The sequence below is a fragment of the Saccharothrix xinjiangensis genome, assembly GCF_039527585.1.
GTDB classification, from domain to species: Bacteria; Actinomycetota; Actinomycetes; order Mycobacteriales; family Pseudonocardiaceae; genus Actinosynnema; species Actinosynnema xinjiangensis.
Map to the genome: position 1 here is coordinate 12,476 of NZ_BAAAKE010000016.1, position 14,720 is coordinate 27,195.

General features: G+C 74.3%; 8 protein-coding genes and 2 pseudogenes. 2 read left to right on the forward strand and 8 right to left on the reverse strand.

Annotated elements, in window-relative coordinates; genetic code table 11:
* Positions 1-12: 12 nt before the first annotated feature.
* The 8 genes and pseudogenes from ABD223_RS27155 to ABD223_RS43650 form a co-directional block, all read right to left on the reverse strand.
* Positions 13-2,055, reverse strand: a complete 2,043-nt coding sequence (locus ABD223_RS27155; RefSeq protein ID WP_344039375.1) for a hypothetical protein — start codon at positions 2,053-2,055, stop codon at positions 13-15.
* Positions 2,052-3,371, reverse strand: coding sequence for a serine/threonine-protein kinase (locus tag ABD223_RS27160; RefSeq protein WP_344039377.1), 1,320 nt, complete (start codon positions 3,369-3,371; stop codon positions 2,052-2,054). Before ABD223_RS27160 ends, ABD223_RS27155 begins: the two co-directional genes overlap by 4 nt.
* Positions 3,372-3,375: 4 nt before the next feature.
* A complete protein-coding gene (locus ABD223_RS27165) occupies positions 3,376-5,304 on the reverse strand; it encodes an AAA family ATPase (RefSeq protein ID WP_344039378.1) in 1,929 nt (642 codons plus the stop codon).
* Positions 5,301-8,039 (reverse strand): tetratricopeptide repeat protein, encoded by a 2,739-nt coding sequence (locus ABD223_RS27170; protein WP_344039379.1) that lies wholly within the window; start codon positions 8,037-8,039, stop codon positions 5,301-5,303. The genes ABD223_RS27165 and ABD223_RS27170 overlap by 4 nt, the downstream gene beginning before the upstream one ends.
* Positions 8,040-8,323: 284 nt before the next feature.
* Positions 8,324-10,306, reverse strand: a complete 1,983-nt coding sequence (locus tag ABD223_RS27175) for a CHAT domain-containing protein (protein WP_344039380.1) — start codon at positions 10,304-10,306, stop codon at positions 8,324-8,326.
* Positions 10,296-10,697 carry an effector-associated constant component EACC1 gene (locus ABD223_RS27180; RefSeq protein WP_344039382.1) on the reverse strand — a complete coding sequence of 134 codons (402 nt, stop codon included), beginning with the start codon at positions 10,695-10,697 and terminating at the stop codon, positions 10,296-10,298. Before ABD223_RS27180 ends, ABD223_RS27175 begins: the two co-directional genes overlap by 11 nt.
* Positions 10,698-11,100: 403 nt before the next feature.
* Positions 11,101-11,514, reverse strand: a pseudogene (locus ABD223_RS27185) (substrate-binding domain-containing protein); the annotation flags it as partial.
* A gap of 496 nt (positions 11,515-12,010) precedes the next feature.
* Positions 12,011-12,157, reverse strand: a pseudogene (locus tag ABD223_RS43650) (LacI family DNA-binding transcriptional regulator); the annotation flags it as partial.
* Positions 12,158-12,487: 330 nt separating this feature from the next.
* On the opposite strand from ABD223_RS43650, the gene ABD223_RS27195 reads away from it, so the two are divergent.
* Both ABD223_RS27195 and ABD223_RS27200 read left to right on the forward strand, forming a co-directional pair.
* Positions 12,488-13,942, forward strand: a complete 1,455-nt coding sequence (locus ABD223_RS27195) for a DUF1996 domain-containing protein (protein WP_344039384.1) — start codon at positions 12,488-12,490, stop codon at positions 13,940-13,942.
* Between the two features lie 313 nt (positions 13,943-14,255).
* Positions 14,256-14,717, forward strand: coding sequence for a hypothetical protein (locus ABD223_RS27200; protein ID WP_344039385.1), 462 nt, complete (start codon positions 14,256-14,258; stop codon positions 14,715-14,717).
* The last annotated feature ends 3 nt before the right edge of the window (positions 14,718-14,720 follow it).

The window sequence follows — 14,720 nt, forward strand, 5'->3', positions numbered from 1 at the left end:
CCCTCACCGTGCTCACCAGGTTCCTTCGACGCGGCGGCGCAACAGCCGCACCTGCTCCAGGTTCGCCACGACGACCCGGTTCGCGTGCAGCTTCATGGCCTCGTTCAGCATCTGCTCGGCCCGGAGGACCCTCGCCAGGGCGTTGAGGGGCCGGTCGCCGAGGGACGGCCCGCCCAGTCCCGGCAAGTCGACCGGCAGGCCCCGCGACCGCAGCAGGTGGCGCACCGACTCGTCCAAGGCCAGGTAGGAGGAGTTCGCCGGGCCGCGGGAGACGAGGTCGTCCGTCACGGGCTTCACCAGTTCGCACGCCACCGCGTTCAAACAGGTCGCCAGTTCCCGGTCGAGCTTCTTCGTCGACCTCGGCCGGGCGGCGGCGCGGGCGCTCCGCAGGAGCCTGATCGCCTCGTCGTGGCGCCCGGCGTTGAACGCCTTGATGCCCTCCTGGTGGAGCCTGGCCGCTCCCGGACCGCCGCACGCCGTGACCTGCTCGCGCAGCCCGGCGAGGACCTTCCTGAGCTCCCGCACGGCCTCCAGCGCCCGCTCGTCCCCGCCCGACGACCGGACCAGCCGCTCCGCCCGGTCGAGGTCGGCGCCCGCGGCGTCGACCTCGTACTGCCCCAGGCGGCACTCCGCGCGCCGGACCAGGGCCGGGACGAAGTCCCCGTCCACCTCCAGCGCGGCGTCCAACCGCGCGGCGGCCTCCGACCAGCGGGCGGACGCCATGGCCTCCTCCGCCATCTTCAGGTGGGGCGCGATGTCCTCGGCCCGCCGGGCCTGGTGGATGTGCGCGACCAGCTGGGCGCACGCGACGCGCAGGCCCTCGGCGTCCTCGCCCCAGCGGACGTGCGCGTCGTCCGGCGACGACTCGATCGCGGCCCGGGCGTCGTCCGCGTCGCGCTCCGCCTCGTCGAGGTCCCCGAGCCGCAACCGCGCCTGGGCCCGCACCAGCAGGACGACGCCCGGCGGGCGTTCGACGTCCTTGATCGACGACAGCAGTCGCCGGGCCCGCTCCCGGTCGTCGGCCGCGTGCTCCCGCGCCGCCAGCACCGTGGCCAGCAGCCAGCCGTCGCGGAGTTCCCCGACGTGGGGGTCCTCGCCGGCGCGCGCCGCTCGGAGACCGCGCCGGTAGAACCCGGCCGCCTCCTCGTAGGCGTGCCTCGCGACGCAGGCCTGCCCCGCCCGGGAGTGCCACAGCGCCAGGTCGGAGAGGACCAGCGGGTCCCGCTCGGTCACACCCAGCAGCTGCGGTTCCAGGCGTGAGACGTGCCCGTCGTACTTCCGGGCGGTGGCCCGGACGGCGTCGAGGGCCCGGTCGGTCTCGTCCCGGCCGACGGTCCCGTTCGCCTGCCGCACCTGGTCCCCCTGCACCTGCACGAGCAGCTTGAGCAGGTCGGTCAGCGCCGCGACGCAACCCCGGTCCCGGTCCAGGTGCCGGGTCACGGTGTCGACGGCCGTGCGGAGGAGTTCCTGGTCGAACGACGTCGGTCCCCACACGGAGGCGTCGAGGCCCTCGACGGCCCGTTCGTACGCCTTGACCCGGACGCGTTCCACCAGGTCGCCCGGGAACGGCGAGCCGAGGGCCAACTCCACGTGGAACCGGGCCCGGTGGTGCGGGCTCCCCTCGTCCAGGGCGATGTCGAAGTGGATCCGCAGCAGCCGCTCGGCCAGGTCCTGCCGGACCTCCGCCACGAGGGCCGGCGCGACCTCGGCGCGGTCCGCCAGCCCGGCCCAGAACTCCTCGGCCTCGAACAACCGGTGCCAGTGCGCCAGCGCCTCCCGCCAGTCCGCGTCGGACTTGCGCGGGTGGGCGGACTGCTCCGCGTCGATGGCCCGCGCGTGGTGCATGATGGCGAGGTGGTGGACGGTGCGCAGGTCGTCCGGGAACCGCCGCAGGACGTCCTTCCACAGCAGGAACGCCTGATCGTCGTAGAGCCGCCTGGTCCACCCGCTCCTGGTCGGCTCCAGCCTGTTCCACGCGCGCCGCTCGGGGCGGTCCCGCACCTTCAGCTCGGCGCCCAGCTCGTCCAGCCGCCGCAGCAGTTCGTCCGCGCTCATCGACGCCGTCCCTTCCGCGCGGCGGCCGCGCGTTCGCGCATCCTGGCGGCGAGCGACGGCTGCCCACCGGTCTCGTAGGCCTCGGCGCTCAGGTCCAGGAGCTCGGCGGCGTCGGCGGGGGAGAGGTCGGGCAGGGCGAGGCCGGCGGCGCAGAGCCGGAGCGCCGCCGGCCAGTCGGCCGGTGTGAGGCTCAACCTCGCCAGGCTCGCGTGCGGCGCGGCCTCGCCCGGGAAGCGGGCGAGCGCCGCGCCGGCGCGCTCGCGGGCCTCCGCCGGGCGTCCCCGCCTGCGGAACGCCTCGGCCTCGGCGAGCAACCGCCGCAGCTCGGTGGCGCCCTCCGGGACCCGGACACCCGGGAGGGACACCGTCAGCTCGCCCCCGGACGTGTAAGCCCCGATCTCGTCGAGCAGCACCGCGGCGTTGCCGTAGCGCTCCGTCGCCCGGAACCGCAGGCACTTCGCGATGACCTCGCCCAGCAGCGGGTGGTCCACCAGGTCGGGGTTGTCGGCCTCGGTGAGCCGCGCCGGGCCGGTGCGGCGCGCCTCGACGTGGCGCCGCCGCCGGCCGGCCTCGTCGTCGCCCGCGGCGGTCGCGGCGAGGTCGACCTCGTGGAACGGGTGGCGGCCGGCGAGGACCTCGTGCAGCAGCAGGCCCAGGGAGTAGACGTCGGAGGCGGGTGTCGGCTCGACGCCCGCGAGCGTCTCGGGCGACTGGCAGGTCAGCGCGCCCGCACCGCCCCACAGCCCGACCGCGCCGAACGCGAGCTGGGCGAGCCCGAAGTCGGCCACCTTCAGCGCGTCCGGGCCGTCGGGCAGGACGTTGTCGGCTTTGAGGTCGCAGTGGAGCACCGGCGGGTCGAGCGCGTGCATCCACGCCACGGCGCGCAGCACCTGCGTGATCCACCGCAGCGCCAGCTCCACCGGCACGGGCCGGAACGCGTCGACCAGGTCGCGCAGGGTCCGGGCCGTGCCGCCACCGGCGAGCCGGTACCCGGCCGCGTGCTCCATCGCGACGAAGGCCCGCGGTTCCGGCTCGCGCAGGAACCCGGCGTCCAGCACCGTGATCAGGTGCCGGCTCGCCTCCGGGTGGTCTTCCTCCTCCTGGAGCCGCATGAGGACGACCGCGTCGTTGAGCTGCTCGCGCGCGTTGGCCTCGGTGACCAGGCCGCGGTGGAACAGCTTCAGCGCCACCTGCCGCAGCGTCACGTCGAAGACCCGCTGGTCGGCGAGGTAGACGGTGCCGAAGCCGCCCGCGCCGAGGCGGCGCCGGACGACGAACCTCCCGTCCAGGACGGTGCCGGGGGCCAGGTCCTCCATGCGGCTAGGCCCTCTCCGCGACGGTGCCGTCCCCGCGCAGGCTGACGACCACCGTCCCGGCGGGCGGGCCGTCGTCGAGCACGAGCACGTCGATGACGGGTGACACGACGTGGCGGTTGGTCAGCCGTGGCACGCAGCGCGCGCCCTCCTCGCGCGCCGCCACGGCGCGGCCGGTGAGCCACTCGCACACGTCGGGCATGACGTCGACCCGGGCGCCGCGCTCCGCGAACCTGGCCGCCTCCGACGCCACCTGGCGCTCGACCAACCGCCGGTAGGTGCGTTCGTCGAACGCCCGGAACACGACCTTGTCGTCCACCCGGTTGTAGACCTCCGGCCGCTTGAGGTACTTCAGGACCTCGGCGCGGATCGCGGCCTCGGCCGCGTCGTCCGGCCCGTCGTCGGTGGGGCGCCCGATCGGGGTGAACCGCGCGAGCGTGTCGGCGCCGACGTTGGAGGTGAGCACGACGACGCAGCCGCGGCCGTCGCGGGTCGGTCCGGCGGGGTCGTCGATGAGGCCCTCGTCGAGGAAGCGCAGCAGCGCCGGCCAGACGTCCTCGTGCGCCTTCTCGATCTCGTCGAACAAGACCACGCTCTGCGGCTTGTCCCTCAACCCGTTGGTCAGCTTCCCCTCGCCGTAGCCGACGTAGCCGGGCGGCGCGCCGATGAACAGGTTGCCGCTCTCCTTGGTGGCGAACTGGCCCATCTCCAGCATGAGCAGGTGCTCGTCGGACCCGTAGAGGGTGCGGGCCAGCTCCTTGGCCAACTCGGTCTTGCCGCTGCCGCTCGGCCCGAGGAAGAGCAGCACGGCCGCCGGCCCGCGCTCCCGGGGGAACCCGAACCGCAGCCGCTTGACCCACGGCAGCACGCGGGCGATGGCGTGGTCCTGGCCGAGGATCCGGTCGCGCAGCCGGTCCCCGATCTCACCGACCGGCGTGAGCCGCTCGTGGGGGTCCTCGTCCTCGACGGCCTCGGCGTGCCGCAGGTACTCGCGCAAGCGCTTGGTGTCGAGCCCGCGGCCGGTGAGCCAGTCGGCGATGACGCCGCGGTCCGCGGCGACGACGGCCCTGGCGATGTGGGTCTCGCTCGCCTTGACGCCGTCGCGGGCGGCGTCGGCCACCGCCCGTTCGAGGACCAGCCGCACCGACGCGTGCAGGGTGTCCCGTTCCAGCTCAAGGTGTTCGGCGCGCTTGGCCGCTGGTCGGCGGAGCTGGAGCGCCAGGGCGCTGTGCACCTCGCGCAGCGGGTCGACGCCCTGGAACTGGAGGGCGCTCTGCACCGCGCCGCTGTCGATGCCGACGAGCGCGTAGAGCAGGTGCAGGGCGGTCGCCCTCCGGTAGCCGAGCGCGGCGACCTCCTCGCGCAGGACGGTCAGCACCTTCCGGCCGGTGACGTCGAACGCCTCGCTCCGGACCGCGCCCGACTCCGGGTCGAACAGCTCCAGGACCGGCCGGGACCCACCGCCCCGGCGGACGAGGTCGCCGACGAGCTGCGCGAAGTCCTCGTCCGAGCCCACGACCGCGGTCAGCAGCGCGCGTGCCCCCGGCACGTGGTCGATCAGGACCAGCAGGAACAACGCCTCGCCCGCGCCCGCGCCCCCCGGTGCGGCGGCCCGCTGCCCGAAGTCGTCGAGCACGCGCAGCGACGCCTCCGACATCGCCTCCGCGCCGACGCCGGTCGGCATGCCCGGCCGCCGGTCCTCGTCCAGCGCCGCCAGGTACAGCTGCTCGCGGAACAGCTCCGGGTCGACGCCCCGCCGCCCCAGGACCTCGGCGCGCAGGATCGACCCGTCCCGGCGGGCGAGGTGCGCCAGGAAGTGCGCCGGCTCGACCAGCTCGCACGAGGTCTCCGCCGCCTCGGCCACGAGTGCCGAGCCGTCGCCGAGCACGTCGGCGAGGCCGGGTTCGACGTCGAAGCCCCGGTCGTTGACGATCATGGTGTCCCACCCAGCAGCTCACGGGCCTGGTCGAGGTCGCGCAGCGCCGCGCGCGGGTCCCGCTCGGCGGTCCGGACCGACCGCCTCGCGTAGGCGACGCCCATGGCGCGGCGCACGCCCGGGTCGGCGAGGTCGGCGAGCGACTCCGGGATGAAGCCGTCGATGACGCGGTCCAGGTCGCCCGCGCGCAACCGCGCCTCGGTCGCCGCGAGGTAGACGGCCGCGGGGTCGCAGGGCAGGGCCGTCGCACCGGCCTCGACCTCGCCGTACGCCCGGAGGAACTCCTGCTCGTCGTCGAGCGCCGCGGCGGCCAGGCACCGGACCGCCGCCCGCACGCCGTCGTCCGCCACCGGCTCGGCCCCCTCGGCTCCCAGCACGGCCCGGCAGGCGCGGGCGCCGGCCCGGCGCTGCTCGGGGTCGTCGGAGAACACCGACATGAGGCCGGCGAACAGCCGCGTGGCCGCGGAGCGGTCCCCGTCGTCCGAGGCGGGCAGCGGGGGCGCGGCGGCGAGGGAACCGGGGTGCAGCACCAACCGCGCCGCCTCCGCCCAGAACCGCGTCACCGGGTCCACGGGTCCGGAGCGCAGCTCCCGCTCCAGCCCGGCCAGCTCGAACCGGGCCGGCCCCCGCCCGCCGGCGCGGCAGAAGTCCCGCACCAGCGCGGCGGCCCGCGCGACGCGCGCCGTGGTCACGAGCCGGGGGTCCGGGTCCGGCCCTTCCCCGACCCACGCCCGCAGCGCCCGCTCCGCCGCCTCCGCCCCACCCGCCGCGACGACGCTCCGGACGGCCAGCAGGCGGAGCCCCGGATCGGCCGGGACCCGGTCGAGCAGCTCCCGGGCCGACGAGGGGTCCACACCGTCGAGGCAGTCGCGCACCAGCGGCAGCGGAGCGGCCCACCCGACGCCGGTCAGCGCCGACCACCGCCCGTCGAGCAGCGGCTCGGCGTCCACCTCGACGCCCTCGTGGCGCTGCCGCAGCCACACCCTGGCGAGCCGGGCCGCCGCGACCGGGTCGCCCGGGGCGCGGGTGAGGGCTCGGCGGTACTGCCGGGTCGCCTCGGCGAGCTCACCCGCCGCCTCGTGCGCCCGACCCCGGAGCCGGCGCCCGGCCGCGAGGTAGACCCCGGCGGCAGATTCCCGCGCGTCGAGGCGCTCCAGCAGGCCCGTCGCCGCCGCGTCGCCTTCGCGGACCGCCAGGACCGCGGCGAGGTAGTCCGCGGCGGCCGGGCGCGGCGCCGGGATCGACGCCAGGAGGTCGACCGCCCCGGCGAGGTCGCCGACGGCCACCGCCAGCAGGCCGAGCTGCGCCCTGGCCTCGCGCGCCTTGACGCCGTCCACGCGGGCGCGGAGCAGGTCGGCCGCTTCCTCGTGGCGGCCGAGGTGCGCCAGGGCCACGCCTTCCCAGTAGTCCAGGAGCGCGCCGAAGCGGAGGAGGACCAAGCGCGTCGCCGCGCCGTCGCCGGCGAGGCGTCCACGCGCCCTGGCGAACCGGCGCACGGCCCCGGCGGGGGAGCCGCGCCGGAGCAGCAGCCTGCCCTCCAGGTAGCAGCGCTCGACCTCGGCCTCCTGACGGGCCACCGCCTGGAGCGCGCCGTCGGCGGGCCACCACGGGCACGGGCCGGAGTCCGGGGAGGGTTCCGGGTCGGGCTCTGGACCGGATTCCCGGTTGGTCTTCGGGTCGGGCTTCGCACCGGGCTCCGGGTGGGGAGCCGCCTCGGCCGTCGTCGGCTCGCCGCCCAGGGCGACGCGCAGGTCGACGAGCCGGGCCCAGACCGCGCCGGGGGCGTCGTGCCCGCCGCGGTGCTCGCGGAACCCGACCACCTGCCGCCGGAGCGCCCGCGCGTCCTCCTCGGGCAGCAGCGGGAGCAGGTCCTGCCGCGAGCCGAGGCGCTGCCAGGCGGACGCCGGCTCGCCGCCACCCACGGGCTCGCCTTCACCCGCCGTCGCGCAGGCCGAGAGGACGCGGGTGGCCTCGTGCCCCGCGTAGTGGAGCCGGTCAGCCAGCCACCGCCCCCACTCGCACCCGCGGAGGTCCGCCCGCCCCACCCGGGGCGGCACGTCGCGGACCGCGTCGGTCAGCAGGGCCTTCAGGGCGGACAGCTGCGGCACCGTCCGCGTCAGCGGCCCGGACGGGCCGTCGAACACCTCGTCCAGCCGGGCCGGGCCCGTCGGGCGGTCCTCCCGCAAGCACTCGAACAGCGCGTGGACGCCCGCGAAGAACCGGTGGTCGTGGACGAGGTCCGGGTCGGTGACGGGCTCGGCCAAGCGGGGCGGGAGCGCGGCGGGCTCTCCCCGGATGACGGCGCAGGCGGCGGCGAGCACGGGGATCGGCCAGCCGGAGGCCGGGGCCACGGCGCCGGAAGCGAGGTGACCGGCCGCCGCGACGGGATCCCCCGCCTGGAGCGCGTGCACGGCCAGGTTGTAGCGCCCCCACGGCAGCGGTCCGGTGACGCGCGCCAGCCGGGCGGTCAGCCGCGCGACGTCCGCGACCCGCTCCGGCCCGGTGCCCGGCCCCTGCCAGAGCAGGAGCTCCAGGACGGCGGTGGCGGCCTCGATCGTGCGCGGGTCGAGTGCGCGGCCGACGCGTTCGAGGACCGCGACGCACCCCGCCACGTTGTCCCACGAGGGCCGCGCCGTCACCGCGGCGACGGCGAGCAGCGCCTCGGCGTGCTCGTCTCCGACGGCGCCGGGGTGCGCCAGCCCGGGGAAGACGTCGTCCGGTCGCCCGGCGCGCAACGCGGCCAGCGCCCGGCGGAAACGCCACCGCCGGACCAGCCGCCACCACCACCGCGCGCCCGCGGAGGCCGTGGCGGCGCCCTCGCTCCGCGCGGGTCCTCTCTCGTCGATGCGAACACACCCCCCTTCCACGGGCCGCTCGGGGACGCGGTCCGGACGCCAACCCCGCCGATACAGCCGATGTCCAGGACTTGGCTGATATCCGGGACTCGACGGGGATCCGAGACGCGGCGGGGAGGCGGTCGCGCGAGCCCGAGCCGGACGACGCGCCCCCGCGCGCGACCTCACCCCGACCGTTCGAGGTCCTGGACGAGCCGTTCCGAGTCGATCCCGAGCTTGTCCAACAGCTGCCGGGCAGCGGATCCCTCGTCGTGCAGCAGGGCGAGCAGGAGCGCGGCCTCGCCCGCCGGGGCCCCGGCTCCCGGTTCCCGCGCCCGGTCCAGCGCGGTGAGCGAGCGCTGCGAGAAGTCCGCGCGCCGCGGGGTCGGGGAGAAGAGCCGCTGGACGGCCTGCCTGCCGACGTCGCCCTGCTGCTCCAACGCCTCGCGCAGCACCTCGCTGCCCGCCAGGGCGAAGCCCTGCAAGAAGGTGTGCGTCCCGATGGGGGCGCGCTTCGCCGCGGCCAGCAGCAGCGCGGCGCGGACGGCCGTGGCCGCGGGGTCGTCCAGCACGTCGGCGCGCAACGAGCCGTCCTGGTCGAACAGCGTCGCGGCGACGTCCGGCGAGCTGCGCGCACCGGCGCCGCGCACCCGGCCCGGTGCGGCGTTCGCCGACATCAACTGCCGCAGGGACACGCCGAACAGCTCCAGTATCTGCCCGGAGCTGCCGCCGCCGATCTCCGTGAAAGCGGCGGCGATGTCCCGGGGCGTGACCACGGAACGGCCCTCCGCCGACGCGATGCCCGTGGCCTTGATGAGGGTGGCGTGCACGGTGTCGGAGAGCTGGACCTCCGGTTCCCGGCCGTTCGCCGAGCGGTGGTGGCCCTCGGCGTCCGGCATCACGCCGCCGAAGCCGTGCAGCATCTGGGTGAGGGCGGCGAGGCCGTCGACGCCGATCGACCGCTCGATGAACGGCCGCAACTCCGGGCAGGTGACCAGGCCGAAGAGCAGGTCGAGGGAGATCACGACGCCTCGCCCGCGCGCGACGGCGTGGACGCGGTCCATCATCGCGGCGGCGGCGGGGGAGTACGGCCCCGGTCCGAGGGCCTGCGGGCGGACCGGCACGCCCCGGCCACCGGTGATGTGCACGCCCGGGTTGCCGTACAGCAGGAACGACGCCCAGGCGCCGTCCCGCTCGTCCAGGACCGAACGGCGCGCCTCCCGGATCGCCGCGCCGGCCGTCTGGTCGTCCAGCAGGCGGCGGTAGAACTCCTCGGCGAACCGCTGGGCGCTCTCCTCGGCCACCTCGGCGCGGGTGCCGATCACCACCTTCGCGCCCATGGTCATGAAGGAGACGCACAGGTTCGCGATGGGCCCGACCGCGCGGCACCCGTTGACGAAGACCACCGGTGGCGCGCCGATCCGCGAAGCCGTCATCAGCGCGCTCTCGTTCAGCAGGCTCCGCCGGTGGAGCAGCAGGCCGCTGTCGGCGGGCCTGCTCCTGATGGTGACGTGCCCGCAGTAGTGCAGGAGGTCGTACTGGGTCGAGCTGAGCTTGGTCACCACGTTGGCCAGCGTGGCCTGCTCGCCCAGGAGCAGTTCGCACCGCGTCCCGCGCGCTCGCAGCCACTCCGCGATGCGCTCGGCCTCGCGGCGGGCGGCGGGCAGGTCCCCGAGCGGGTCCCCGACGATCAGCACCTGTTCGAGCCGGCCGATGTCGCGCCCCATGCGGAAAGGCCCCGAGACGACCGACCCCTGGCCCAGGTCGTAGGCGAGCCCGAGGAACTCCCGCCCGTCGTGGAGCAGCTCCCACGGCACGAGCATCTCGTTGCTGCGCACCAGCATGGGCCCCGGCGACTCGCGCACCTCGACCATGAGGGCCAGCTCGTCGGTGCCCTGCACCGGGCGGAAGAGGTGGCTGTAGAGGGTCTGCCCGTTGGCCACCAGCTTGTCGTGGTGCCCGGGCTCGCCCGACAACGCGCCCTTGAGCGCTTCGTCGATCTCCTGGCACAGGTCCCGGACGAGCTGCTGGTTGACCTCGACGGTGTGCTCCTGCGTCAGCGGGCCGTGCTCGGTCTTGTCGGAGCGGACCAGCTTGTAGCTGTAGCGGCTGACGCCGTCCTTCTCGCTGACGTGGACTTCGAGGACCTTCAGCGGTTCAGCTGCCATCGGGTTCGCCCTCGCCGTCGAAGCGCTCCAGGAGGGCCCGGATCTCGTTCAGCTCCTCCGGGGTCGGCACGTCGCTGATGTTCACGGTGACACCGCCGATGGTCAGCGTGAGCGCCGTGTCGGGCTCCGCGGTGTGCGCCTTCTTCCGCTTCCAGCCCTGCAAGACCTGGACCACCGCGGCCAGCGTGCCGGTGGAGGACACCAGCAACCCGACGATCTCCAGTTCACCCGCTCGACGGCCGGGCGGGGGGTGGTCGACGTCCACCTCGTCGACCTTGGCGGCGCCGGCGTCGAGCAGCGCGTCCTGCAACTCCCGGCGCGACCGCACCGCCCCGCTCCGCCGCCCGTCCGCCGCCACGAGCCTCAATTCGAGTTCCAGCACCGGAGTCATCCATCCTCGCAGTGGTGTCGGTCGGTGGTGCGGGCCGGCCGGCGCACCGGCTCCGCCCCGTGCGCGCGGCGTCGCGGCCCGTGTTCACCGGACCAGTCTGGAGGCGGTGCGGGCTTCCGCGGGCGAACTGCCGGAAAATCACCCATGTGGTCCCATACCTCGCAAAACTGCGGTTTCCCGTGCGTCGTCCACGTCGCCGAGGTGTTCGCTGGAGGGGTGGCGCCTCCGAGGGCGCCGGGATTCGCCACGGTACTCAGGCCGATCCGCTCCGACCCCGGTTTCACACCATCGGCCCAGCCCCGTTCCCCTCATCGGAGCACCGGGTGGGACCCGCGCCCGGATCCGTCGACCCGGAGCGGTGGATCGCGAGCACGGGCGGTGCGTGAACGGGTTCCACGCCGGGTCAGGCGCTGCCGCCGCGCACCAGTTCGGTGGGCAGCAGGAGGCCCGGCTCGTCGTCGTGGCCGTGCTCGACCTGGCGCAGGCAGCGGGCGACCAGTTCGCGGGAGACGCGCTCGACGGGGATGCGGGCGCTGGTCAGGGTCGGTTCGGTCACCAGGCCGACGGCCCCGCCGTCGAAGCCGGTGATCGCGACGTCGACGCCGACCCGGAGGCCCAGCGAGTGCGCGACGCCGACGACGACCGCGGCGACGGCGTCGCTGCCGGTCACGATGGCGCTGGGCGGGTTCCTGCCGGTGAGCAGCTGGTGCGCGCGGCGGCGGACGCCCTGGTCGGGGCCGCGGAAGATCGAGGTCTTGGGCACGCGGACGCCGTGGTCGGCCAGGCGTCGGCTGAAGCCGTCGAGGCGTTCGGCCTTCCAGTACTGGTCGCCCCCCCGCCCCGAGGTAGGCGAACCGCCGGTGGCCGTCGGCGACGAGCGCGTCCACCACCGCGCCCATGCCCGCGACGTTGTCCACGTCCACCCAGTGCTGCGGCAGGTCGGGCGCGAGCCGGCCGAAGCAGGCGAAGGGGATGCGGTTGTCGGCGAGGAAGCGGGCCCGCTCGTCCTCCACGCCGGACTCCGACAGGACCACCGCGTCCACGGCGTGCCGGGCGACGAGGTCCTTGAACACGCCGAGGGGGTCGTCGCGGCGGTGGGTGAACACCAGCACCTGGTGGTCGACGTCGGAGCCGGCCTTCACCAGGGAGAGCAGGAAGTGCAGGGTGAAGCCCTGCGCGCGGTCCAGCTGCTCGCCGAAGATGTGGTAGCCGAGCTGCATCGTGCGCCGCGAGCGCAGGGTCTGCGCGGCGCGGTTGGGCCGGTAGCCCAGCGCCCGCATGGCGCTGGTGACCTTCTCGTGGGTCGCGGCGGAGTAGTACTCGTCGCGGCCGTTGACGACGTTGGACACGGTCTGCCGCGACACGCCCGCGGCGGCGGCCACGTCCACGATGCCGACGCGCCGCCTGCCCTGGTCCGCACCGCCTCGGGGCACCGGTCCACCTCCCGTACCGGACATCATCCACCGCGGTGACCGGTCCAGCACGTTGAACGTTCAACGTCGCCCACTCGTCACCGGTCGCCGTGCTGCCCGACATCGTCGTCGGGTTCCTCGACACCACAGAGGACAGTGGCGGCACCACGCGCTCGCCGTGCTGCCACAACCGCACGGGGGGTGGTTTTCGGGCGGAGACGCCGCCGTGCCCCGACCCCTGTTCCGGCCCAGGAGATGATAACGAAATGATAACGACGCAAACTCGGTTGGGCTACGGCACGGTCACCGCCCGTATGCCACGGTGGAACGGCTTCCGTCGTCGTTCCCGAGTGCCCCGGACGACTGAGGTGACATCGAATGACGATGATCCGTGGGAGGCACCGCATCTCCCGCAGGACGAAGATCGCCACGCTCGGCGCGGCGGTGGTGGTGGCCGCCGGAGCCGTGGCCGTCGTGACGGCCACCGGGGGTGACGACGCGGCTTCGGCCGACGGGGCGGACAGGTCCCGGTACGTCGACATCACGACGGTGCAGCCGAACGTGAAGGCGGTGAACAGGCAGCGCGGCGCTTCACGCGGCACGTTCACGGTGAACTGCGGCCGCAACGAGAACGGGCACTTCAACAGCGACAACTTCATCGCGCAGCCCGGCGTCGCGCACGGCGCGCAACACCTGCACGACTACGTCGGAAACCTGTCCGCCAACGCCGAGTCGACCAACCAGAGCCTGGTCGCGTCGGGCACCACGTGCCGCAACGGCGACAAGTCCGCCTACTTCTGGCCGGTGCTCCGCGTCGACACCGGCGAGGAGCAGGTGGAGAACCCGGTCGACCCCCAGGCCCAGGCCCGGCAGGAGCGGCAGAAGGCCGCCGACGGGCAGATCAAGGAAGAGCCGCGCGTGCAGTGCCCCGACGTGGCCAGCAAGATCGACGAGGAGGTGCCCGAGGAAGCGCAGCCACGGGTCGAGGAAGCGCTCGCCCAGGTCGAGCAGGTCACCGAGGAGGCCGAGAAGCGGCTGCCCGGCTCCACTGCGGTGGACGAGGAGGTGCTGGGGCCGCTGACCGAGCGGCGCAAGCAGGCGCTGGACCGCCTCACGCAGGCGGTCGCCCGGCCCGGCGCGCAGCCGGTGGACTTCGGCGCGCTCGCGCCGTGCGCCATCAAGCAGCCGGACCAGCCGTCGCCCATCGGCGACGGTTCGGAGAACAGCGAGCAGGAGGACCCGGCCGACGCCCAGGCGGGCGAGCACGCCGACCACCAGAACGAGCTGCCCGGCAACGAGGGCGAGATCCAGCGCCCCGCCAGGGTCGAGCTGACCTTCCGCGGCAGCCCGGTCGGCAAGGTCCGCGCGATGCCGAAGTTCCTGCGCGTCCTCTACGGCGACGCCAAGGTGTCCACGAACGGCCCGAAGAACGCCCGCGCCTCGTGGACCTGCACCGGGTTCGAGGACAGGGTGCAGTTGCAGCAGTACGTGATCTGCCCGGAGGGCTCGAAGGTCAAGCGCCTCCACGACTTCCCCAGCTGCTGGGACGGCAGGAACACGGACAGCGCCAACCACCGCGACCACATCGTCTACCCGGACGCGGCGACCGGCCGCTGCCCGCGCGGCTTCCGGGCCGTGCCGCAGCTGCGGATCGCGTTGACCTACGACATCCCCCGGGACGCCCAGGTCAACGGTCAGTACAAAGTGGACTCGTTCCCCCAGGAGGGCAACAACCCGTTCAGCGACCACGACGATTTCGCGAACGTGATGAACCAGCGCACCATGAACCGCCTGGTGTGGTGCGTGAACCGCGGCAAGAACTGCCGGGAGTGACCCGGTGGTGGGGTTCGGGGGCGGGCCGTTCGCGGTCCGCCCCCGAACCGGTCCGCGAGCCGCCCGCCTGTGGGCCGGATCTCCTGGTCGGGGATTGCCTCTTGGTCAGTGACCTAGTTAGGGCGTGTCTGACAAATAGGCAGGGTTCAGGTGGACTGACAGGTGCACCGACCGAGCCCGTCCGCGATCGCAGACGGCGACCCCATCGGGACAGGGCGATGCGACGGAGGTCGGGAATGGCCGCGACGTACGATCGCAGTGAGGGCGAAGCGCCAGGCCGAGATTCCGGCACCGGCGTGAGGGAGGGGCCAGGATGTTCGGCTGGAAGAAGATGCAGAAGCTCTTCGGTTCGGAGAAGTTCAACGATCTGACGGCGCAGCTCAGGCCCGACCTGAGTCGGGAATCGCTCGGCGTCGGGCCCGACTTCCCAGGCGTCACTCCGAACCCGCTCCTGAGCGGTGGCGCACAGAAGCGCAAGGCGGAACTGCGTACGGGGGCGCTTGCGCTCGGGGTTCTCGTCGACTGGCGGGAGGTCAACAGCAATCCACGCGTGGTCCTGATGTTCGACGTGGAGACCGCCGACGGCATCTCGTTCCGCGGTATCGCAGACGAAGACCTCACGATCACCGAACTCACCCGACTCGCCCCAGGACAGACGTTGCCCGTGCGCTACCGGCCGGCCGTCATGGACCACTACGTCGCCCTTGCCCGGGACGCGGACCCCGCCCACGTGCGGCGGCTCTCTGACGAGATCGCGAGACGCAAGCGAACCTGACCC

What these genes read in the sequence shown, in the direction of transcription:
- ABD223_RS27200 (WP_344039385.1), top strand. Translation starts at nt 14,256, where the DNA reads ATGTTCGGCTGGAAGAAGATGCAGAAGCTCTTCGGTTCGGAGAAGTTC.
- ABD223_RS27165 (WP_344039378.1), bottom strand. Translation starts at nt 5,304, where the DNA reads ATGATCGTCAACGACCGGGGCTTCGACGTCGAACCCGGCCTCGCCGAC.
- ABD223_RS27180 (WP_344039382.1), bottom strand. Translation starts at nt 10,697, where the DNA reads ATGACTCCGGTGCTGGAACTCGAATTGAGGCTCGTGGCGGCGGACGGG.
- ABD223_RS27175 (WP_344039380.1), bottom strand. Translation starts at nt 10,306, where the DNA reads ATGGCAGCTGAACCGCTGAAGGTCCTCGAAGTCCACGTCAGCGAGAAG.
- ABD223_RS27155 (WP_344039375.1), bottom strand. Translation starts at nt 2,055, where the DNA reads ATGAGCGCGGACGAACTGCTGCGGCGGCTGGACGAGCTGGGCGCCGAG.
- ABD223_RS27195 (WP_344039384.1), top strand. Translation starts at nt 12,488, where the DNA reads ATGACGATGATCCGTGGGAGGCACCGCATCTCCCGCAGGACGAAGATC.
- ABD223_RS27160 (WP_344039377.1), bottom strand. Translation starts at nt 3,371, where the DNA reads ATGGAGGACCTGGCCCCCGGCACCGTCCTGGACGGGAGGTTCGTCGTC.